The 20,090-nt window shown below is 67.3% G+C and carries 16 protein-coding genes; 8 read left to right on the top strand and 8 right to left on the bottom strand.

From position 1 onward, the window contains the following. The first annotated feature begins 276 nt into the window (after positions 1-276). Positions 277-4,209, top strand: a complete 3,933-nt coding sequence (gene putA / locus VXM69_RS19715; RefSeq protein ID WP_034188164.1) for a trifunctional transcriptional regulator/proline dehydrogenase/L-glutamate gamma-semialdehyde dehydrogenase — start codon at positions 277-279, stop codon at positions 4,207-4,209. A gap of 83 nt (positions 4,210-4,292) precedes the next feature. Beyond that, positions 4,293-5,432, top strand: a complete 1,140-nt coding sequence (locus VXM69_RS19720) for a branched-chain amino acid ABC transporter substrate-binding protein (protein ID WP_034188163.1) — start codon at positions 4,293-4,295, stop codon at positions 5,430-5,432. A 235-nt stretch (positions 5,433-5,667) separates the two neighbouring features. On the opposite strand, the gene VXM69_RS19725 is transcribed toward VXM69_RS19720, so the two are convergent. The 6 genes from VXM69_RS19725 to VXM69_RS19750 all read right to left on the bottom strand — a co-directional run bounded on the left by VXM69_RS19725 (position 5,668) and on the right by VXM69_RS19750 (position 11,541). Then, entirely contained in the window at positions 5,668-6,078 is a 411-nt protein-coding gene (locus VXM69_RS19725; RefSeq protein ID WP_367190058.1) for a hypothetical protein, read from the bottom strand. Continuing rightward, positions 6,071-6,739: a M35 family metallo-endopeptidase gene (locus VXM69_RS19730; protein WP_367190059.1), complete on the bottom strand. Its 669-nt coding sequence runs from the start codon at positions 6,737-6,739 to the stop codon at positions 6,071-6,073. Before VXM69_RS19730 ends, VXM69_RS19725 begins: the two co-directional genes overlap by 8 nt. Positions 6,740-6,743: 4 nt before the next feature. Then, positions 6,744-7,289, bottom strand: a complete 546-nt coding sequence (locus tag VXM69_RS19735) for a hypothetical protein (RefSeq protein WP_083286558.1) — start codon at positions 7,287-7,289, stop codon at positions 6,744-6,746. A 10-nt stretch (positions 7,290-7,299) separates the two neighbouring features. Next, positions 7,300-7,959: a PAAR domain-containing protein gene (locus tag VXM69_RS19740; protein ID WP_124608617.1), complete on the bottom strand. Its 660-nt coding sequence runs from the start codon at positions 7,957-7,959 to the stop codon at positions 7,300-7,302. Between the two features lie 360 nt (positions 7,960-8,319). Then, positions 8,320-9,828 carry a class I adenylate-forming enzyme family protein gene (locus VXM69_RS19745; protein WP_124670651.1) on the bottom strand — a complete coding sequence of 503 codons (1,509 nt, stop codon included), beginning with the start codon at positions 9,826-9,828 and terminating at the stop codon, positions 8,320-8,322. 60 nt (positions 9,829-9,888) lie between these two features. Continuing rightward, complete coding sequence (locus VXM69_RS19750; protein WP_367190060.1) at positions 9,889-11,541, bottom strand: acyl-CoA dehydrogenase family protein; 1,653 nt, start codon at positions 11,539-11,541, stop codon at positions 9,889-9,891. A gap of 120 nt (positions 11,542-11,661) precedes the next feature. Here VXM69_RS19750 and VXM69_RS19755 point away from each other — a divergent pair, with 120 nt between their 5' ends. From VXM69_RS19755 to VXM69_RS19770, 4 genes are all read left to right on the top strand, one after another. After that, positions 11,662-12,330, top strand: coding sequence for a TetR/AcrR family transcriptional regulator (locus tag VXM69_RS19755; protein ID WP_175027850.1), 669 nt, complete (start codon positions 11,662-11,664; stop codon positions 12,328-12,330). Positions 12,331-12,534: 204 nt separating this feature from the next. After that, complete coding sequence (locus VXM69_RS19760) at positions 12,535-13,689, top strand: pyridoxal phosphate-dependent aminotransferase (protein ID WP_367190061.1); 1,155 nt, start codon at positions 12,535-12,537, stop codon at positions 13,687-13,689. 62 nt (positions 13,690-13,751) lie between these two features. After that, positions 13,752-14,540: an ABC transporter substrate-binding protein gene (locus VXM69_RS19765; RefSeq protein WP_059559462.1), complete on the top strand. Its 789-nt coding sequence runs from the start codon at positions 13,752-13,754 to the stop codon at positions 14,538-14,540. 12 nt (positions 14,541-14,552) lie between these two features. Continuing rightward, a complete protein-coding gene (locus tag VXM69_RS19770; protein WP_367190062.1) occupies positions 14,553-15,983 on the top strand; it encodes an FAD-binding oxidoreductase in 1,431 nt (476 codons plus the stop codon). Between the two features lie 49 nt (positions 15,984-16,032). Here the strand turns inward: VXM69_RS19770 and VXM69_RS19775 are convergent, their stop codons facing one another. Beyond that, positions 16,033-16,605, bottom strand: coding sequence for a PadR family transcriptional regulator (locus VXM69_RS19775; RefSeq protein WP_059559456.1), 573 nt, complete (start codon positions 16,603-16,605; stop codon positions 16,033-16,035). Between the two features lie 68 nt (positions 16,606-16,673). After that, the gene (gene cadR / locus VXM69_RS19780) at positions 16,674-17,105 is read right to left on the bottom strand and encodes a Cd(II)/Pb(II)-responsive transcriptional regulator (RefSeq protein ID WP_006477300.1); all 432 of its coding nucleotides are present in this window, start codon (positions 17,103-17,105) and stop codon (positions 16,674-16,676) included. Positions 17,106-17,196: 91 nt separating this feature from the next. Between cadR and VXM69_RS19785 the strand changes: the two genes are divergently transcribed. Both VXM69_RS19785 and VXM69_RS19790 read left to right on the top strand, forming a co-directional pair. Further along, a complete protein-coding gene (locus tag VXM69_RS19785) occupies positions 17,197-19,689 on the top strand; it encodes a heavy metal translocating P-type ATPase (protein WP_367190063.1) in 2,493 nt (830 codons plus the stop codon). A 10-nt stretch (positions 19,690-19,699) separates the two neighbouring features. Continuing rightward, a complete protein-coding gene (locus VXM69_RS19790; protein WP_367190064.1) occupies positions 19,700-20,041 on the top strand; it encodes a zinc ribbon domain-containing protein in 342 nt (113 codons plus the stop codon). Positions 20,042-20,090: the final 49 nt, after the last annotated feature.

Genomic DNA, 20,090 nt, shown 5'->3' on the forward strand with positions numbered 1-20,090 from the left:
GCATCGTTTCTCCCACCCAGTGCAACCCGTTTTCGGCCGCTTCCACGCGCGTCGACGGTTGCACACGCGCGATCAGCCGGCCCGATCAGGGAAAACACCGATCCGCCGACCACGGGCAACCCCTAGGTTGCAACCACATAAGTGGCTGATTATATTGACTAACTTGTGGGTGCAACCTGTTCGGTAATTTGGTTGCACCTTTTTATTGCGTGCCGTAGGATTTCGCGCATCCTCTTACACCACATCGCCGGGCTCGCACCGGCGCACGAACCCACCATGGCAAGCACGACTCTCGGCGTCAAAGTCGACGACCTTCTCCGCTCGCGCCTCAAGGACGCCGCCGCGCGCCTCGAGCGCACTCCCCACTGGCTGATCAAGCAGGCGATCTTCGCGTATCTCGAGCGGATCGAGCACGGCCAGTTGCCGCCCGAACTGTCGGGCCACAGCGGCGTGACGGAGCTCGCCGACGGTCAGGCGGCGGACGGCGACGACGACAACTCGCCGCATCCGTTCCTCGAGTTCGCGCAGAACGTTCAGCCGCAATCGGTGCTGCGCGCGGCGATCACGGCCGCGTACCGCCGCCCGGAGCCGGAATGCGTGCCGTTCCTGCTCGGTCAGGCGCGCCTGCCGGCGAACCTGCAGGCGGACGTGCAGGCGCTCGCGACGAAGCTCGTCGAGGCGCTGCGCGAGAAAAGCTCGGGCGGCGGCGTCGAAGGGCTGATCCACGAGTTCTCGCTGTCGAGCCAGGAAGGCGTCGCGCTGATGTGCCTCGCCGAGGCGCTGCTGCGCATTCCCGATCGCGCGACGCGCGATGCGCTGATTCGCGACAAGATCAGCAAGGGCGACTGGCGCTCGCACGTCGGCCACGCGCCGTCGCTGTTCGTGAACGCGGCGACCTGGGGGCTGATGATCACCGGCAAGCTCGTGACGACCAACAGCGAAGCGGGCCTGTCGTCGGCGCTCACGCGCCTGATCGGCCGCGGCGGCGAGCCGCTGATCCGCAAGGGCGTCGACATGGCGATGCGCCTGATGGGCGAACAGTTCGTCACCGGCGAGACGATTTCCGAAGCGCTCGCGAACAGCCGCAAGTACGAAGCGCGCGGCTTCCGCTACTCGTACGACATGCTCGGCGAAGCGGCGACGACCGAAGAGGACGCGCAGCGCTACTACGCGTCGTACGAACAGGCGATCCACGCGATCGGCAAGGCGGCCGGCGGCCGCGGCATCTACGAAGGCCCGGGCATCTCGATCAAGCTGTCGGCGCTGCACGCGCGCTACTCGCGCTCGCAGCAGGACCGCACGATGAGCGAGCTGCTGCCGCGCGTGCGCGCACTCGCGCTGCTCGCGCGCCGCTACGACATCGGCCTGAACATCGACGCTGAAGAGGCCGACCGCCTCGAGCTGTCGCTCGACCTGCTCGAGGCGCTGTGCTTCGATCCGGATCTCGCGGGCTGGAACGGCATCGGCTTCGTGGTGCAGGGCTACCAGAAGCGCTGCCCGTTCGTGATCGACTACCTGATCGATCTCGCGCGCCGCAGCCGTCACCGCCTGATGATCCGCCTCGTGAAGGGCGCGTACTGGGATACCGAGATCAAGCGTGCGCAGGTCGACGGCCTCGAAGGCTATCCGGTCTATACGCGCAAGATCTACACCGACGTGTCGTACCTCGCGTGCGCGAAGAAGCTGCTCGCGGCGCCCGACGCCGTCTACCCGCAGTTCGCGACGCACAACGCGTACACGCTGGCCGCGATCTACCAGCTCGCGGGCCAGAACTACTACCCGGGCCAGTACGAATTCCAGTGCCTGCACGGGATGGGCGAGCCGCTGTACGAGGAGGTCACGGGCCGCGACAAGCTGAACCGTCCGTGCCGCGTGTACGCACCGGTCGGCACGCACGAGACGCTGCTCGCGTACCTCGTGCGCCGCCTGCTCGAGAACGGCGCGAACACGTCGTTCGTGAACCGTATCGCGGACAAGACCGTGTCGGTGAAGGAACTGGTCGCCGATCCGGTCGACGAAGCGTCGAAAGTCGTGCCGCTCGGCGCGCCGCACGCGAAGATCCCGCTGCCGCGCAACCTGTACGGCGACGAGCGTCCCAATTCGATGGGCCTCGATTTGTCGAACGAACACCGGCTCGCCTCGCTGTCGTCCGCGCTGCTCGCGAGCGCGCATCATCCGTGGCGCGCGGCGCCGATGCTCGCCGACGACGCGCTCGCCGACGCACCGGCACGCGACGTGCGCAACCCGGCCGACCAGCGCGACCTGGTCGGCACGGTCAGCGAGGCGACGGCCGAACACGTGAGCGCGGCGCTCGCGCACGCGGTGGCCGCCGCGCCGATCTGGCAGGCGACGCCGGTCGACGCCCGCGCCGACTGCCTGGCGCGCGCAGCCGACCTGCTCGAAGCGCAGATGCACACGCTGATGGGCCTGATCGTGCGCGAAGCCGGCAAGTCGCTGCCGAACGCGATCGCCGAGATTCGCGAAGCGGTCGACTTCCTGCGCTACTACGCGGCGCAGATCCGCGACGAGTTCTCGAACGACACGCATCGCCCGCTCGGCCCCGTGGTCTGCATCAGCCCGTGGAACTTCCCGCTCGCGATCTTCATGGGCCAGGTCGCCGCGGCGCTCGCCGCCGGCAACACGGTGCTCGCGAAGCCGGCCGAACAGACGCCGCTGATCGCCGCGCAGGCCGTGCGCCTGCTGCGCGAGGCCGGCGTGCCGGCCGGCGCGGTACAGCTGCTGCCGGGTACCGGCGAGACCGTCGGCGCGGCGCTGGTCGCCGATCCGCGTACGCGTGCGGTGATGTTCACGGGCTCGACCGAAGTCGCGCGCCTGATCAATAAGACGCTGTCCGCGCGCCTCGACCCGGAGGGCAAGCCGATCCCGCTGATCGCGGAAACGGGCGGCCAGAATGCGATGATCGTCGACTCGTCGGCGCTCGCGGAGCAGGTCGTCGCGGACGTGATGCAGTCGTCGTTCGACTCGGCCGGTCAACGGTGCTCGGCGCTGCGCGTTCTGTGTCTGCAGGACGACGTCGCGGACCGCACGCTGACGATGCTCAAGGGCGCGATGCACGAGCTGGCGCTCGGCAACCCCGACCGGCTGTCGACGGACGTCGGCCCGGTGATCGACGGCGAAGCGAAGCAGACGATCGACGCGCACGTTGCGACGATGAAGGACAAGGGCCATGCGGTCACGCAACTGCCGACGCCCGAGGCCTGCGCGCACGGCACGTTCGTGCCGCCGACGCTGATCGAGATCGGCAGCATCGACGAGCTCAAGCGCGAAGTGTTCGGCCCCGTGCTGCACGTGGTGCGCTACCGCCGCAGCCAGCTCGACAAGCTGCTCGAGCAGATCCGCGCGACCGGTTACGGGCTGACGCTCGGGATCCACACGCGGATCGACGAGACAATCGCGCACGTGATCTCGAATGCGCACGTGGGCAACATCTACGTGAACCGCAACGTGATCGGTGCGGTGGTCGGCGTGCAGCCGTTCGGCGGCGAAGGGCTGTCGGGCACGGGCCCGAAGGCCGGCGGCGCGCTGTACCTGCAGCGCCTGCTCGCGACGCGTCCGTCGGGCCTGCCGCGCTCGCTCGCGCAGACGCTGATCGCGGACGGCGCGGTCGAAGGCGATGCGCGCGGCAACCCGGCGGCGGCGCTCACGACGCTGCGCGACTGGCTGATCGAGCAACGCGAGCCGGCACTGGCCGCGCGTTGCGACGGCTATCTGGCACAGGTGCCGGCCGGCGCGACCGCCGTGCTGACCGGGCCGACGGGCGAGCGAAACACGTATACACTCGGCCCGCGCGGCACGGTGCTGTGTGTCGCGGCCACCCCGAGCGGCGCGCGCGCGCAGTTCGCGGCGGTGCTGGCCACCGGCAACCGCGCGTTGTTCGCGGGCGCGGCCGGCGAGGCGCTGGTCGCCGCGCTGCCGGCATCGCTGAAGGCGCATGCGAGCGTGCGCAAGCAGGCCGACGCGCCGTTCGATGCGGTGCTGTTCGAAGGCGACAGCGACGAACTGCAGACGCTCGTGAAGGACGTCGCGCAGCGCCCGGGCCCGATCGTATCGGTGCAGGGCGTGTCGGTGGGCGCGTTCGAGAACGGCGATGCGGAAGACTACGCGCTCGAGCGGCTCCTGACGGAACGCTCGGTGAGCGTGAATACGGCCGCGGCGGGCGGCAATGCGAATTTGATGACGATCGGCTGATCATCCTTGCCGTTCGGATCAAACAAAGAAGCGGCAAGGCGATCCCGAAGCCGCTTCATTTACCCTGGTACCAAGGAGATGCTATGCAACACACGATGAAAAAGGTGGCAGGCGCGACGTTCGTCGCCGTCATGTCGCTGGCGGGGACGGCCCATGCGGATGACGTGAAGATCGGTTACGCAGGGCCGATGACGGGCGCGCAGGCGCACTACGGCAAGGACATGCAGAACGGGATCGTGCTCGCGCTGGAAGACTTCAACGCGACGAACCCGAAGATCGGCGGCAAGCCGGTGAAGTTCGTGCTGAGCACGCAGGACGACCAGGCTGACCCGCGCACGGGCACGACGGTTGCACAGAAGCTCGTCGACGACGGCATCAAGGGCATGCTCGGCCACTTCAACTCGGGCACGACGATTCCCGCCTCGCGCATCTACGCGAATGCAGGCATTCCGGAAATCGCGATGGCGACGGCGCCGGAATACACGCAGCAGGGCTACAAGACGACCTTCCGCATGATGACGTCCGACACGCAGCAGGGCTCGGTGGCCGGCACGTTCGCGGCGAAGGATCTCGGCATGAAGAAGATCGCGATCGTCGACGACCGCACGGCCTACGGCCAGGGTCTCGCCGACCAGTTCGAGAAGGCGGCGAAGGCCGGCGGCGCGACGATCGTCGACCGTGAATTCACGAACGACAAGGCGGTCGACTTCAAGGCGATCCTGACCAAGCTGAAGGCTGCGAAGCCGGACATGGTCTACTACGGCGGCGCGGATTCGCAGGCAGCGCCGATGGTCAAGCAGATGAAGGCGCTGGGCTTCACCGCACCGCTGATGAGCGGCGAAATGGTGAAGACGCCGACGTTCCTGAAGATCGCGGGCAACGCGGCCGACGGCACGATCGCTTCGCTGGCCGGCCTCCCGCTGGAAGAGATGCCGGGCGGCAAGACCTACGCGGACAAGTACAAGAAGCGTTTCGGCGAAGAAGTGCAGACGTACTCGCCGTACGCGTACGACGGCGCGATGGCGATGCTGAACGCGATGAAGAAGGCCGATTCGACCGATCCGGCGAAATACCTGCCGGTGCTCGCGAAGACCGACATGGCCGGCGTGACGTCGACGCACGTCGCGTATGACGCGAAGGGCGACCTGAAGAACGGCGGCATCACGATGTACAAGGTCGAGAAGGGCGAGTGGAAGCCGCTGAAGAGCATCGGCGGCAAGTAAGCAGCCTGTGAGTTGCGGGCGGCGACGTCGTCGCCCCGTTGAACATGCGAAAGCCATCGGATCGTTTGGGGCCGGTGGCTTTTTCTTTGTCGGTGCACGGCCGGGTAGTGCATATGAATCCTGCCGACGATGGTGTGGCGATGCGTTGCAGGATCATGCGCGGTCGATAGGTTCCGCCAGGCGTGCCACCAGTGCAGGTCAACGACTCGTCGAAGTGACTGACGGCAGTATTAGGTTACTTGCCGTCGCAGCACTTGTTAGGGCAATCAGGCAGGAAGGAGATTTCCACACGCCTTCCATTGTCCACGTCGCCGTGCGAATAGACGTGGACGCTCGTCTTGATGATGCCGCGTAGAAAACCTAGCTGCTCCAGCAGCGCATACGCGGTTTGCATTCCGGACTGTGCAAGGGATAGTGCTCTTTGCTCACCTTCTTCAGCATGGCCGCTAATCAGTGTTGTTTCTTTGGTGAAGTGATTGGCGTAATCGATTTTTTTATCGATTGCCCATTTTGTAATGCGGATGATTTCTGAATTGGATATATGTGAGCTATTTGGCGAGAAGTAGATGTCGAAATTTTCGCTGGCGGTGCACGCAAATGATGGGCTGGAAATGAAGAGGTATAGGCCGAGAATAAATTTAGGCATTATATATAATATATCCTGCAATACTGTCGGCATTCTTGATTGCTTGATTCGGATTTTCGGCTCCGAATGTCAAGCACTCTTCCATAAAGTATCTGTGATCTCTGGTTCCCATTGTATCGTCAAAATGACTTGCCTCATGAATCAGGGTGGAGATCATCGAATCCTTTTCCCATGAGAAGTCACGCATCGTGCAAAAATCGATGTGTATTGCGATTGTATGGGTTGCGGTATCCGGTGAGCACACTGATGCGGCGACGCCTGACTGATTTGGATTTGGAGCGCATCCGATATGCTTGAATCGCTCGCTATCCCATCGCGTAAAGTTGTGGCCCGTAAGCGATTTGAGTACTTCGGTGATTGCAGTCAGCCCTGTTAGTAGTATCCTGCGCGTGCCTTCGTCTGTTCTGCCAAACCATTGTAGTACGCGTGCCTTGTCGGTGCTGGACCAGCGATGCAAATCCGTGATTCTTTTGTCGACGAGAGAAACGGCTCGATCCCGTATGCTCAAGACCATTTCTCGAAATTCCTTGTTGGTCAAGTTCGGGCATATTTTCTCGGTGTTGATTGTTACTTCCACCATCGATCCGGGGTTGGTATTGGTGGCGGTGCCCGAGTGTACGAGGAACCATTCCTCATCGTCATGTGCAGCAAAATTTTTCATTGTCTCAATGGCCCGCTGTATAGATTTTCAGGAACGCCGCAGCGTCGGTAACGATTCGACGTGTTTGCCCGTCCGAATCGGTGGTACCCGTGAAGATCTGCCCGGTGTCGGTCACCACTCGATAGCGGACGTTTGCGAGCGGCCGACGGCTGCCATCGACCAAGATGAATTGCTCGTCGTGCATGACGCTCGATCGAGCAAATGACCGATCGGCTGCACCAGGTTTAGGCCTATCCAGCGTCGCTATCTCGTCCGCAGTGAAAATCATCCGCATGCCGCGCTCAGCGTAAAAGACCGGCGGCGGATGGCATTCGCAGACATTGATGTCTCCGCTCAACGCCCATTGTTTGCCGTTCGGGCCGGTACCAGGCCAGCGCGGCCCTTGCGGTGCGATGTGCCCTTCACGCTTGCAGGCCGAACAGTAGGTCTTCATATCGAGTGTGGCGATATGAACGCGCGGTGGTGGATCGGAACAGGTCACGGTGTCGAGACCTTCGATAATGACCGCATCACCGGCGTGGTCGCCTTTGGCAAGAAAGTAGCGGATCACAGGAGCCGCCTCAGTGGGACAGGGGCGTTTGGGTAACGACGCTAAATACAATGGACGACGCGACGCCTCGCCGCTCTGGGCTGTCAGTGATCGTGTCGCCGTTATCGAGTTCACTGCCGACGAAGGCGAGTGGTGCGAAGTCGGACCTGTCGGCCAAACCCAGACCGCTGATCACGCACGCGGTTGAGCCGTCCGGATAGTGGACCAGGTCGCCCACCACGGCCGCGTTGCCTAAGTGCGGTGCTACTTCCCATGTACCGGACGGCTCGCGCAACGCACCGCCGTGCGCCGTCGTCGCACCACGTACGGCCAGTCTGTAGGCGGGCGCTGCGGGCGGCGGCACGTAGGTCGGATCGAACAGTCCAGCAACGCTTTGCCGCTCGCGTACGTGAATGCCCAATGAGGTGCGCAGCGTTTCGGTAATGCGATCGCCGTTGCTCAATCGGCTGCCGACCAACGCGAAGGGCTTGCCCTCGCTATGGTTGTTTCCCGCCCCATCGATGATCACGGCCTCGCTACCGTCGTCGTAGGTCACCACGTCTCCGACGCGGGCTACCTCCAGCCCAGCCAGGGTCAGGCCGCTGGTTGCAGTCGTGACGCGTCCGCCACGTTCGGTGAGTGAGCCAACGGTGGCAAAAAGATGGGTCGGTGCTTTGTGTTCGTTTTTCATCGTGCGTCCCTGTCTCGGTAAATGGAATGACCGGCTTAGAGACGCTATTTCAGACAAGAACCATTGATCAATCGGACGAGTATGATTTGTTATCCTAAAGTTTTATTACTCGTTTCATATCATCCTTTGGATCGACCACGCATGCTGAAATGAGCCGGTGCGATGGCGCGGTTGGGTGCTTTCTTGCAGCGCGTGAAGCACGCTTCGATCACCGGATGCCGGAGGGATGCGGAAAACGCAGACCGTAACCAACGGATGCCGTGGACGGGGGAATGGCGCCGCTTCCGACCTGGATGAAAGCTGTCGGCAAGTGGAATAGGAGTGCACGAGTTGCGAGTGCCTTGACCAAACCTCAGGTACTTAATCCCCGCGCACGCGCAGCAGGAACTTCTGCAGCTTGCCGGTCGGCGTGCGCGGCAGCGCCTGCGCGAACGTGAATTCGCGCGGAATCTTGTACGCGGCCAGCCGCTCGCCGCAGAACGCGCGCAGCGCCTCCGCGTCGGGCGCCGCATTCGCGCGCAGCACGACGTGCGCGACGACCGTCTCGCCCCAGTCGGGATGCGGGGCCCCGACGACGGCCGCCTCGGCGATATCAGGGTGCGCGCCGAGCACGTCCTCCACTTCCTTCGAATAGACGTTCTCTCCACCGGTCACGATCATGTCCTTCAGCCGGTCGACGATGAACAGGTAGCCATCCTGATCGATCCGCGCGATGTCGCCGGTGCGATACCAGCCGTCCGGCGCGAACGCCGCGTCCGTCGCGGCCGCGTCGTCGAGATAGCCGAGCATCATGCAGTCGGCCTTCAGCCAGATCTCGCCGGTCTCGCCCGGCCGCGCGTCGATGCCGTCCAGCCGCACGACGCGCAGGTCGACGCCCGGGCCGCCCTGGCGGCCGATCGAGCCGGCCTTCGCGATCTGCTCGTCCGGATACAGCGTCGTGCCGGCCGGGCCCGTTTCGGTCATCCCGTACACCTGGAAGAACGCATGGCTGCGATACGCCTGCGCGAGCCGTTCGGCCTGCGTGGCGCCGATCGGGCCGCCGCCGTACAGCCACGCGCGCACGCTCGACAGGTCGAACGCGCCGAAGCCGTCGACCGTGTCGAGCGCCAGCGTGTACGACACCGGCGCGCCGAAATACAGCGTCACGCGTTCGCGCTCGATGGTTTGCAGGAAGCGCAGCGGATGGTATTCGCGCATCAGCACGACGGTGCCGCCCGCGAACAGCGTGCCGCCGAACCAGTTGTTCAGCGGCGACGAGTGCCAGATCGGCATTGCCATCAGCGTGCGCTCGTTGCGGCCGATGCCGGTCGCGAGCGCCGCCTGCATCGCCGCGAGCGTCACGGTGCGATGGCTGTGCACGCAGCCTTTCGGGCGGCCGGTCGTGCCGGACGTGTAGAGAATCTGCGCGATGTCGCCGTCGGCCGGTTCGATCCCCGCGAGGGCGTCACGCGTCATGCACATCGTGTCGAAGTTCGGCACGCCGTCGAGTTCGCCCTCGGTCACGAGCCGCCGCGCGGGATGCGCGAGGCGCTCGACCACCGGCGCGAGCGCCACGTCGAACAGCAGCGCCTTGCAGCGGCTGTGCTCGAGCACGTAGTCGACTTCCGGTGCCTGCAGCTTGTGGTTGATCGGCACGAACGCCGCGCCGAGCCGCCATGCGCCGAACATCAAGTCGACGAAGGCCGGCGTGTTGAAGCACATCGCGGCGACGCGGTCGCCGGCCGCGACGCCGAGCGCGCTCAGCACGGCCGCCGCGCGGTGCGAGCGCTCGCGTGCGGCGGCATAGGTGATCGTTGCGGATTCGTTGACGAGGAACGGCTTGTCGGGCGTCGCACGAGCGGCGCGGTCGAGGGCGGCGACGAGGTTCATCGGGGCTCCGGGCGGGCGAACGAAGGCGAACGCGGGTGAACAAGGGTGAACGGACCGGCGTCAGGCCGGGTAGGCGCGCTGCAGCAGCGCGGCGACGTCGATCGCATGCGGATCGAAGCCGCCCGCGATGCGGCCCCAGTCGGGCGCGGCGAGCCGGGTCGCGACGAACGCGTCGGCGACGGCCGCCGGCGCATCGCGGCGCAGCAGGCACGCCTGCGCGACAAGCGCGAGCCGCTGCGCGAACACGCGGGCCGATGCTTCGAGCGTGTCGGCCGGCGCGGCGAGCATCGCGCGCAGCGCGTCGAGCGCCGCGCGGATGCGCGGTTCGCCCGCGCCTAGGTCGGCGAGTTCGTCGAACAGCGCGGCGGCCGCGTCGGGCTCGCGCGACACCGCGCGCAGCACGTCGAGGCACATCACGTTGCCCGAGCCCTCCCAGATCGAGTTGACGGGCGCCTCGCGGAACAGCCGCGCGATCGGGCCGTCGTCGACGTAGCCGTTGCCGCCGAACACTTCCATCACCTCGCCGGTCAACTCGACCGCGCGCTTGCAGACCCAGAATTTCGCGGCGGGCGTGACGATCCGCTTCCATGCGCGCTCGCGCGGCGAGTCGTCGCGTTCGAACGCGTCGGCCAGACGCATCGCGAGCGACAGCACGGCTTCGCTTGCGAGCGCGAGATCGGCGAGCACGGTGCGCATCAGCGGCTGCTCGGCGAGCGCGCGGCCGAACGCGTGGCGCTGGCGCGTGTACGCGATCGCCTGCACGACGCCCTGACGCAGCATCGCCGCGCTGCCGAGCACGCAGTTCAGCCGCGTGTAGGTGGCCATCTCGATGATGGTCGGAATGCCGCGGCCTTCGTCGCCGAGCATGATGCCCCACGCGTCGTTCAGCTCGATCTCGCTGCTGGCGTTGCTGCGGTTGCCGACCTTGTTCTTCAGCCGCTGGATCTCGACCGCGTTCTTCGTGCCGTCCGGCCGCCAGCGCGGCACGTAGAAGCACGACGGGCTGCCGGCCTCGGTGCGTGCGACGACGAGGTGCGCGTCGCACATCGGCGCGGAGAAGAACCACTTGTGGCCGCGCAACCGGTATTCGGCGCCACGCCCGCCCGCGCCGACCGGCGTGGCGAGCGTCGTGTTCGCGCGCACGTCGGAGCCGCCCTGTTTCTCGGTCATGCCCATGCCGAACCAGATCGAGCGCTTGTCGGCGACCGGCACGTCGCGCGGATCGTAATCGTCGCTATAGAGCTTGTCGCGCAGCAGGCCCCACAGCGCCGGTTCCTTCTGCAGCACGGGAATCGCGGCCTGCGTCATCGTGGCCGGGCACAGCGTGCCGGCCTCGATCTGGCCGTGCAGGTAGAAGCCGGCGGCGGTCGCGGCCCAGCGGCCGCGGCGCGACTCGCGGAACGCGAGCGACACGAAGCCTTCGTGGCGGTACTGGCCGAGCAGCGCGTGCCAGGCCGGGTGGAAATCGACGCGGTCGATGCGGCGGCCGCGCCGGTCGAACGTGTTCAGTTCCGGCGCGTGGCGGTTCGCTTCGTCGGCGAGCCGCGCGGTGTCGGCGCGGCCGAGCCACGCGCCGTACGCGTCGAGCTGCGGCATGGCCCAGTCGGCGCCTGCCCGGGCGAGCGCGTCGCGTAGCGCGAGATCCGTCGCGAAGAGGTTATAGTCGACCAGTTCGTCGACCTGGTTCGTGACGGCGTGAGTCGATTCGGTCATCGCGTGTGTCTCCGGTCTCATGCTTCGCGGGCAGCCGGCGCCATGCCGCTCGGCGCGCGCTTCGGCACGGCTTCGGGCGCCCGGTAAAACGTATTCCCTGCCGATTTCAGAGTAGCAAATATGCCGCCGCGACATGTTCAGGTTCCGGCGCCGCCCGGCCAGCCGGCGGCGCAACCCGCGCCCGCATTGCGCCGCCGGCCGCGCCAGTCGCGCGCGCAGGCGAGCTCCGATGCGCTGCAGCAGGCGTTCGTTCAGCTTTTGCTCGAACGCGGCTATGCAAAGGCGACGATCCGCGAGATCGCGGCCGTCGCGGGCGTGAGCATCGGCACCTTCTACGAGTATTTCGGCGACAAGCAGAGCCTTGCGGCGCTCTGCATCCACCGTCGCGTGCAGGCGCTGGCCGACCGGCTGCGCGATGCGGTCGAGCGGCTGCGCGGCGCACCGCGGGCCGAACTCGCCGCCGCGCTGGTCGACCTGCAGGTCGACGCGATCGCCGCCGATGCGGCGCTGTGGGGCGCGCTGTTCGTGCTGGAGCGGCAGGTGTCGCCGCTGGCCGCGTACCGCCGGCATTACGACGCGTATGTCGCGCTGTGGCGCGACGCGCTGGCCCAGGCGGCCGATCCGCCGCCGGCCGCGCGGCTCGACGGGCTCGCGCGGATGGCCCAGACGATCTGCTACGGCGGGCTGTCGCAGGCGTTGCTGACGCTCGGGCCCGCGCTCGATTTCGCCGCGCAGCGCCGCGAACTGCGGGCCGTGCTGCTCGCGTACCTGGCGGCGGCGGATGCGTAGCGCCACGGGAAATGCCTGATTCGCATGTCGGGCCCGCCCCCAGCCTTGCCGTTGCGTGCTTCTCCCGGTGAGTCATGAGGAAAATGCATGGACGCCATGACGAACTTTCGATTGTCCGCCGATATTGGCTCGGGCTAAATCATGCGGCAGACGGAGGGCCGCGCGTGACGCGGGCCCGCCCGAAGGACATCAGAAGGAGGAGTCATGCGAAGCGCCACCGCGCCCCGTTCGAAACTGCCCGACGTCGGGACGACGATCTTCACGGTGATCGGCCAACTGGCTGCCCAACACGACGCGTTGAACCTGTCGCAGGGCGCGCCGAATTTCGCGCCCGATCCGGCGCTCGTCGAAGGCGTCGCGCGCGCGATGCGCGACGGGCACAACCAGTACGCGCCGATGGCCGGCGTGATGGCGCTGCGCGAGCGGCTCGCCGAGAAGACGGAAGCGCTGTACGGCGCGCGCTACGACCCGGCGACCGAGATCACGGTGATCGCGAGCGCGAGCGAGGGGCTCTACGCGGCGATCAGCGCGCTCGTGCATCCGGGCGACGAGGTGATCTATTTCGAGCCGTCGTTCGACAGTTATGCGCCGATCGTGCGGCTGCAGGGCGCGACGCCGGTCGCGATCAAGCTGTCGCCCGAGCATTTCCGCGTGAACTGGGATGAAGTGGCTGCCGCGATCACGCCGCGCACGCGGATGATCATCGTCAACACGCCGCACAACCCGACCGCGACCGTGTTCTCGGCCGACGATCTCGACCGGCTCGCGCAGCTCACGCGCGATACGGGCATCGTCGTGCTGTCCGACGAGGTCTACGAGCACGTCGTGTTCGACGGCGCGCAGCACCAGAGCGTCGCGCGCCACCGCGAGCTGGCCGAGCGCAGCGTGATCGTGTCGTCGTTCGGCAAGTCGTTCCACGTGACCGGCTGGCGGGTCGGCCATTGCCTCGCACCGGCCGAACTGATGGACGAGATCCGCAAGGTCCACCAGTTCATGGTGTTCTCGGCCGACACGCCGATGCAGGTCGCGTTCGCGGAGATCCTCGCGCGGCCGGACAGCTATCTCGGCCTGTCGGCGTTCTACCAGGCCAAGCGCGACCTGCTCGCGCGCGAGCTGGCTGGTTCGCGTTTCGAACTGCTGCCGAGCGAAGGCTCGTTCTTCATGCTCGCGCGCTTCCGTCACTTCTCGGACGAAAGCGACAGCGATTTCGTGCTGCGCATGATCCGCGACGCGCGTGTCGCGACGATTCCGCTGTCGGCGTTCTACACCGACGGCACCGATGCCGGCGTGATCCGGCTCAGTTTTTCGAAGGACGACGCGACGCTGGTCGAAGGCGCGCGGCGGCTGCGTTCGCTGTAGGAAAACCGGCGACGGGCACCCGGCGACGGGCCCGTCGCATCGACCAGACACTGGAGATCACGATGAAGCACACGGCCACCCTGAAACTCGCGTTCGCACTTGCTTGCGCAATCGGCTCCGGCGCGGCGCTCGCCGACGCGCAGACGCTGCGTTTCGGCCTTGAAGCGCAATACCCGCCGTTCGAATCGAAAGCGCCGAACGGCGACCTGCAGGGCTTCGACATCGACGTCGGCAATGCCGTCTGCCAGACGGCGAAGCTGTCGTGCAAATGGGTCGAGACGTCGTTCGACGGGCTGATTCCCGCACTGAAGGGCCGCAAGTTCGACGCGATCAATTCGGCGATGAACGCGACCGAGCAGCGGCGCCAGGCGATCGACTTCACGACGATCATCTATCGCGTGCCGACCCAGCTGATCGCGCGCACCGGCAGCGGCCTGCTGCCGACGCCCGAATCGCTGAAGGGCAAGCGCGTCGGCGTGCTGCAGGCATCGATCCAGGAAACCTTCGCGAAGGCGCACTGGGAACCGGCGGGCGTCGCGATCGTCGCGTACCAGGACCAGAACCAGGCGTACGCGGATCTCGTGGCGGGCCGCCTCGACGCGACGCTCGTGCTCGCACCGTCCGGCCAGCGCGGCTTCCTGTCGCGCCCGGACGGCAAGGGCTTCTCGTTCGTCGGCCAGCCGGTGCACGACGACAGGATCCTCGGCAGCGGGATCGCATTCGGCCTGCGCAAGGGCGACGACGCACTGAAGGCGAAGCTCGACGCGGCGATCGACAAGCTGAAGGCGGACGGCACGGTGAAGTCGCTCGGCCTGAAGTATTTCGGCGATATCGATATTTCGACCAAGTAAGCGGGCCGCACGATGCAGAACCGGGAGACGGCGGCCGCGGGCGGCGAACCGCGCGGCGGCGCGCAGCCGGGCGAGGCGCCCGACGCCGTGCTCGTCGCGGAACTGGGCGATGCGCTGGTTACGCGTTCCGCCGAGATCGATCCGCGTTACTTCACCGCGTACAACGAGCCGGCCGGCGTGCGGCCGCGCGCGCTGGTGCGCCCGCGCAGCGTCGACGACGTGTCGCGCACGCTCGCGCTGTGCACGCGGCTCGGGCTGCCGGTCGTGCCGCAGGGCGGACTGACCGGGCTCGCGCGTGGCGCGGTCGCGCTCGGCGGCGAGGTCGTGCTGTCGATGGAACGTTTTGCCGGTATCGAAGCGATCGACGCGGCGTCCGGCACGATGACCGTGCGCGCCGGGACGCCGCTGCAGACGGTGCAGGAAGCCGCGGAAGCAGCGGGCTTCACGTTCGGCGTCGATCTCGGCGCGCGGGGTTCATGCCAGATCGGCGGCATGCTCGCGACCAATGCGGGCGGCACGCGCGCGATCCGCTACGGGATGATGCGCGAGCAGGTGCTCGGGCTCGAAGCCGTGCTCGCGGACGGCACGATCGTCTCGTCGATGAACCGCATGCTGAAGAACAACGCGGGTTATGACCTGAAGCAGCTGTTCATCGGCAGCGAGGGGACGCTCGGCGTCGTCACGCGCGCGGTGTTGCGGCTGCACCCGCTGCTCGCGGCGCCGGCCACCGCGCTGTGCCGCGTGCGCGACTACGACGCGGTGGTCGAGCTGTGGAACCGCGTGCGCACGCTGCCGGAAGTCGTCAGCTTCGAGGCGATGTGGCCGGCGTTCTACGACTACGTCGCGCGTCACACGCCGGACGTCATGGCGCCGTTCGCGGGCGAAGGCGGCTTCGCGGTGCTGATCGAATGCGCGACGAGCGCGCCGGGCGGCGATGCGCGCCAGGCGCTGGAATCGGGCCTCGCGGCGGGGTTCGACGCGGGGCTGGTGGACGACGCGGTGCTCGCGACGTCGGAGCGGCAGGCGCGCGACCTGTGGACGTTGCGCGAAGGCCTGGCGATCGATGCGCTGCCGCATCTCGTCAATTTCGACGTGAGCTTGCCGACGGGCGAGCTCGGCACGTTCGCCGGGCGCTGCGAGGCGGCGCTGCGGGCGCGCTGGCCGGACGTCACGTGCCTGTTCTTCGGTCATGTCGGCGACGGCAACGTGCATATCGGCGTATCGCTGGCCGGGATGACCGCGGCGGACGTCGAGGCGCTCGACCACTGCGTGTACGCGGTGGTGCGCGACATGGGCGGCTCGGTATCGGCCGAGCACGGGATCGGCGTGCTCAAGCGCGCTTATCTCGCGCATACGCGCAGCGACGCGGAAATCGGGCTGATGCGGCGCCTGAAGGCCGCGCTGGACCCGCACGGCCTCCTCAATCCCGGCAAGGTGCTTTGACGCGGTCGATTCCCGTGACCGACGGGAAGCGACCGGCGAGATAGGTACGTCAGCCGTCCACCCAGCGCAGCGCGCCGATCTTCAGGTGTTCGACGACGCTGCGCGTCCAGTCGAGCTCCGCATTGAGCAACACCAGCGCATGTTCGTTCTGCAGCAGGAACAGGCGCGGCACCTGGTCGGCCTGCGCGGTGGCCCGCAGCCCTTCCAGCCGTTCGCGCTCGGCGTCAAGCCGCGCGATCCGCAGCTCGAGCTGGTGGCGCGCGTCGTCGGCGTCGAGCAGCGGCAGGAACGCGAGACCGGCGCCGAACACCGGGAATTCGCGCGCGGGCTCCGCGAGCAGCGCATGCAGCCACGCCTGCCCCGCCGTGTGCCCGGCTTCGGTCAGCGCATACAGCGTGCGTTCCGGAAATGCCCCGTCGCGCTCGGTGTCGTGCACGGCGATCAGCCCGTCGCGCAGCAGCCGGTCGATCGTCTGGTAGAGGCTCGTGCGCTGCCGCACGTTGACGACTTCGTCGTATCCGCGGGCCTTCAGTTGCTGCAGCATCCCGTACGGATGCATCGGCGTTTCGGTGAGCGTCGCAAGGACGGCCAGCGCGAGCGGGGACGGACGACTCGTAGACATGAATAGTTAATTTATATCTAGTTAGGATATAACTATTCTCAACCAGGCTATCTTATTTCACAAGGGTTTCAGCCGAGGTGCGATCGCTTCGCGGCCGGCGCGACGGTTTCCATCGTCGCGAGACCATGCACGATGCCGCAATCCTCGACCGAATGTTCGCCGACGCACTGGCGGCGCAATTCGGTGAGCTGGTCGCGCAGATGCGTGAGTTCCGCGAGGCGCGCGTCGACGTGTCCGATGTGATCGTCGAGCAGCGAATTGATCGAATCGCAGCGGTCGGCCGGCGTGTCGGTGAGCCGCAGCAGCGCGCGGATTTCGTCGTGCGCCATGTCGAGCGCGCGGCAGTTGCGGATGAAGCGCAGCCGTTCGACGTGCACGTCGGTGTAGTTGCGGTAGTTCGAGTCGGTGCGCTCCGCATCCGGCATCAGCCCCTCTTTTTCGTAGAAACGGATCGTCTCGGGGGTGCAGCGGGCCGCCTTGGCCAGTTCGCCAATCTTCATGCCTTTCTCCCGTGTAAGGGTTGACCTTGTAGTGGCTTCAGGGTGTTAACTGTACTCCGTCAAGCCATTGAAAGCCATTGAGGAGGTTGTCATGACCGACGCCCAGCGTACCCGCGACCCGCGACACCGTCATGCCGGCGGCGCCGATGCATGCTGCGCCGACCCGCGCGACACGCAGACGGCGAACGTTGCCGATGCGGCGCCGGCGGCCGGCGAGCGCGCGCATGGCGAGGTTGCCTCGCGCGGCCGCGACCATGATCACGATCATTCGCACGACGACGCGCATCAGCACGGCGCGACGTGTTCGCACGACCACGCCGCGCATGACCAGGCCGGTCACGACCACGACCACGACCACGACCACGACCACGCGGCCGGCGACTGCTGCGCGCCTGCCGCGCTGACGCTCGCGCCGCTGCCGGTCGCGCAGGCGACCGCGTCGGGTCATGTGCGCTCCGCGTTCCGGATCATGCAGATGGACTGCCCGACCGAGGAAACGCTGATCCGCAAGAAGCTCGGCGGGATGGACGAGGTGTCGGCGCTCGAATTCAACCTGATGCAGCGGATGCTGACCGTCGAGCACGTGCCCGGCGCGCAGCCGGCGATCGAAAGCGCGATCCGCACGCTCGGGATGACGCCCGAGGCCGCGACGGCCGGCGCACCGGCGCCGCGCGTCGCCGACGCGCCCGCGAAGCCGTGGTGGCCGCTGGCGCTGGCCGGCGTCGCCGCGATCGCATCCGAAGGCGCGACGTGGGCCGGGCTGCCGGTATGGCTCGCGGCGGCGCTCGCGCTCGCCGCGGTGCTCGCGTGCGGGCTCACCACGTACAAGAAGGGCTGGATCGCGATCCGCAACGGCAACCTGAACATCAACGCGCTGATGAGCATCGCGGTGACGGGCGCGATGGCGATCGGCCAGTGGCCGGAAGCCGCGATGGTGATGGTGCTGTTCACGATCGCCGAATTGATCGAGGCGAAGTCGCTCGACCGCGCGCGCAACGCGATCCAGGGCCTGATGCAGCTCGCGCCGGACACCGCGACCGTGCGGCAGGCCGACGGCGCGTGGCGCACGATCGAGGCCGCGCAGGTTGCGCTCGGCGCGGTCGTCCGCGTGAAACCGGGCGAGCGGATCGGGCTGGACGGCGAGGTCGTCGCGGGCCGCTCGACGGTCAACCAGGCGCCGATCACCGGCGAGAGCCTGCCCGTCGAAAAGGCGACCGGCGACGCCGTGTACGCGGGCACGATCAACGAATCGGGCTCGTTCGAATACCGCGTGACGGCCGTCGCGGCGAACTCGACGCTCGCGCGGATCATCCACGCGGTCGAGGAAGCGCAGGGCGCGAAGGCGCCGACGCAGCGCTTCGTCGACCAGTTCGCGCGCGTCTACACGCCGATCGTGTTCGCGGTTGCATTGCTGGTCGCGGTGGTGCCGCCGATCGTCATGGGCGGTGCGTGGCAGGACTGGATCTACCGCGCGCTGGTGCTGCTCGTGATCGCGTGCCCGTGCGCGCTGGTGATCTCGACGCCGGTGACGATCGTGTCGGGGCTCGCGGCGGCCGCGCGGCGCGGGATTCTCGTGAAGGGCGGCGTCTACCTGGAAGAAGGGCGCAAGCTCGCGTGGCTCGCGCTCGACAAGACCGGCACGATCACGCACGGCAAGCCGGTGCAGACCGACTTCGACCTGCATGCGGACGACGCCGATGCGGCGCGCGTGCGGCATCTCGGCGCGAGCCTCGCGGCGCGCTCCGATCACCCGGTGTCGCAGGCGATCGCGGCCGCGGCGCGCGATGCCGGCACGACGGCCTTCGCCGATGTACAGGACTTCGAAGCGATCGTCGGGCGCGGCGTGCGCGGCACGATCGACGGCACGCGCTACTGGCTCGGCAACCATCGGCTCGTCGAGGAGCTGGAGCGTTGCTCGACGGCCCTCGAAGCGAAGCTCGACGCGCTGGAGCGCCAGGGCAAGAGCGTCGTGGTGCTGGTCGACGACGTGCGCGTGCTCGGCATCTTCGCGGTGGCCGACACGATCAAGGACACGAGCCGCGAAGCGATCGCCGATCTGCACGCGCTCGGCATCCGCACCGCGATGCTGACGGGCGACAACCCGCACACCGCGCAGGCGATCGCGCAGGAGGCCGGCATCGACGACGCGCGCGGCAACCAGTTGCCGGAAGACAAGCTCGCGGCGGTCGAGGCGCTGTCGGCCGGCGGCGCGGGCGCGGTCGGGATGGTCGGCGACGGGATCAACGATGCGCCGGCGCTCGCGCGTGCCGACATAGGCTTCGCGATGGGCGCGATGGGCACGGACACCGCGATCGAGACGGCCGACGTCGCGCTGATGGACGACGACCTGCGCAAGATTCCCGCATTCGTGCGGCTGTCGCGTGCGACGCACCGCGTGCTGGTGCAGAACATCGGCTTCGCGCTCGGCGTGAAGGTCGTGTTCCTCGGCCTCACGGTCGCGGGGCTCGGCACGATGTGGATGGCGGTCTTTGCCGACGCGGGCGCGAGCCTGATCGTCGTGGCCAACGGCTTGCGGCTGCTGTCGTCCTCCGGGGCGTTCGGCGGCGCACCGGCCAAGCGTTGAGGAGCGGGCGATGAGCTTTCTGAAACGGATCCTGGGCGGCCACGGCAGCGGTGGCCACGGCGGCGGGCATCACGGCGGCCAGCGTCGTGACGGGCACGGCGGCCACGATGCACGCGGCCGGGATCGCCACGGCTGGGGCTGGCAGGAGGCCGATGCGACCAACGGCGGCCAGGGCGGCAACCTGCCGCTGAGCCAGCTCGCGTGCGCGGGCTGCGGCGCGCTGAATGCGGCCGATGCGCGCTTCTGCGCGCAGTGCGGCGCGGCCCAACGCAGCCGGGCCTGCAGCCGTTGCCACACGGCGCTGGCGGCCGACGCGCGTTTCTGTTCCGGGTGCGGGACGCAGGCGACTTAACACGCCTGCGCGCATGATCATCGGCCGGCGCGCGTCGTTTCACGGCGGG

The organism is Burkholderia sp. Ed8 (genome assembly GCF_040761425.1).
GTDB lineage: Bacteria > Pseudomonadota > Gammaproteobacteria > Burkholderiales > Burkholderiaceae > Burkholderia > Burkholderia seminalis.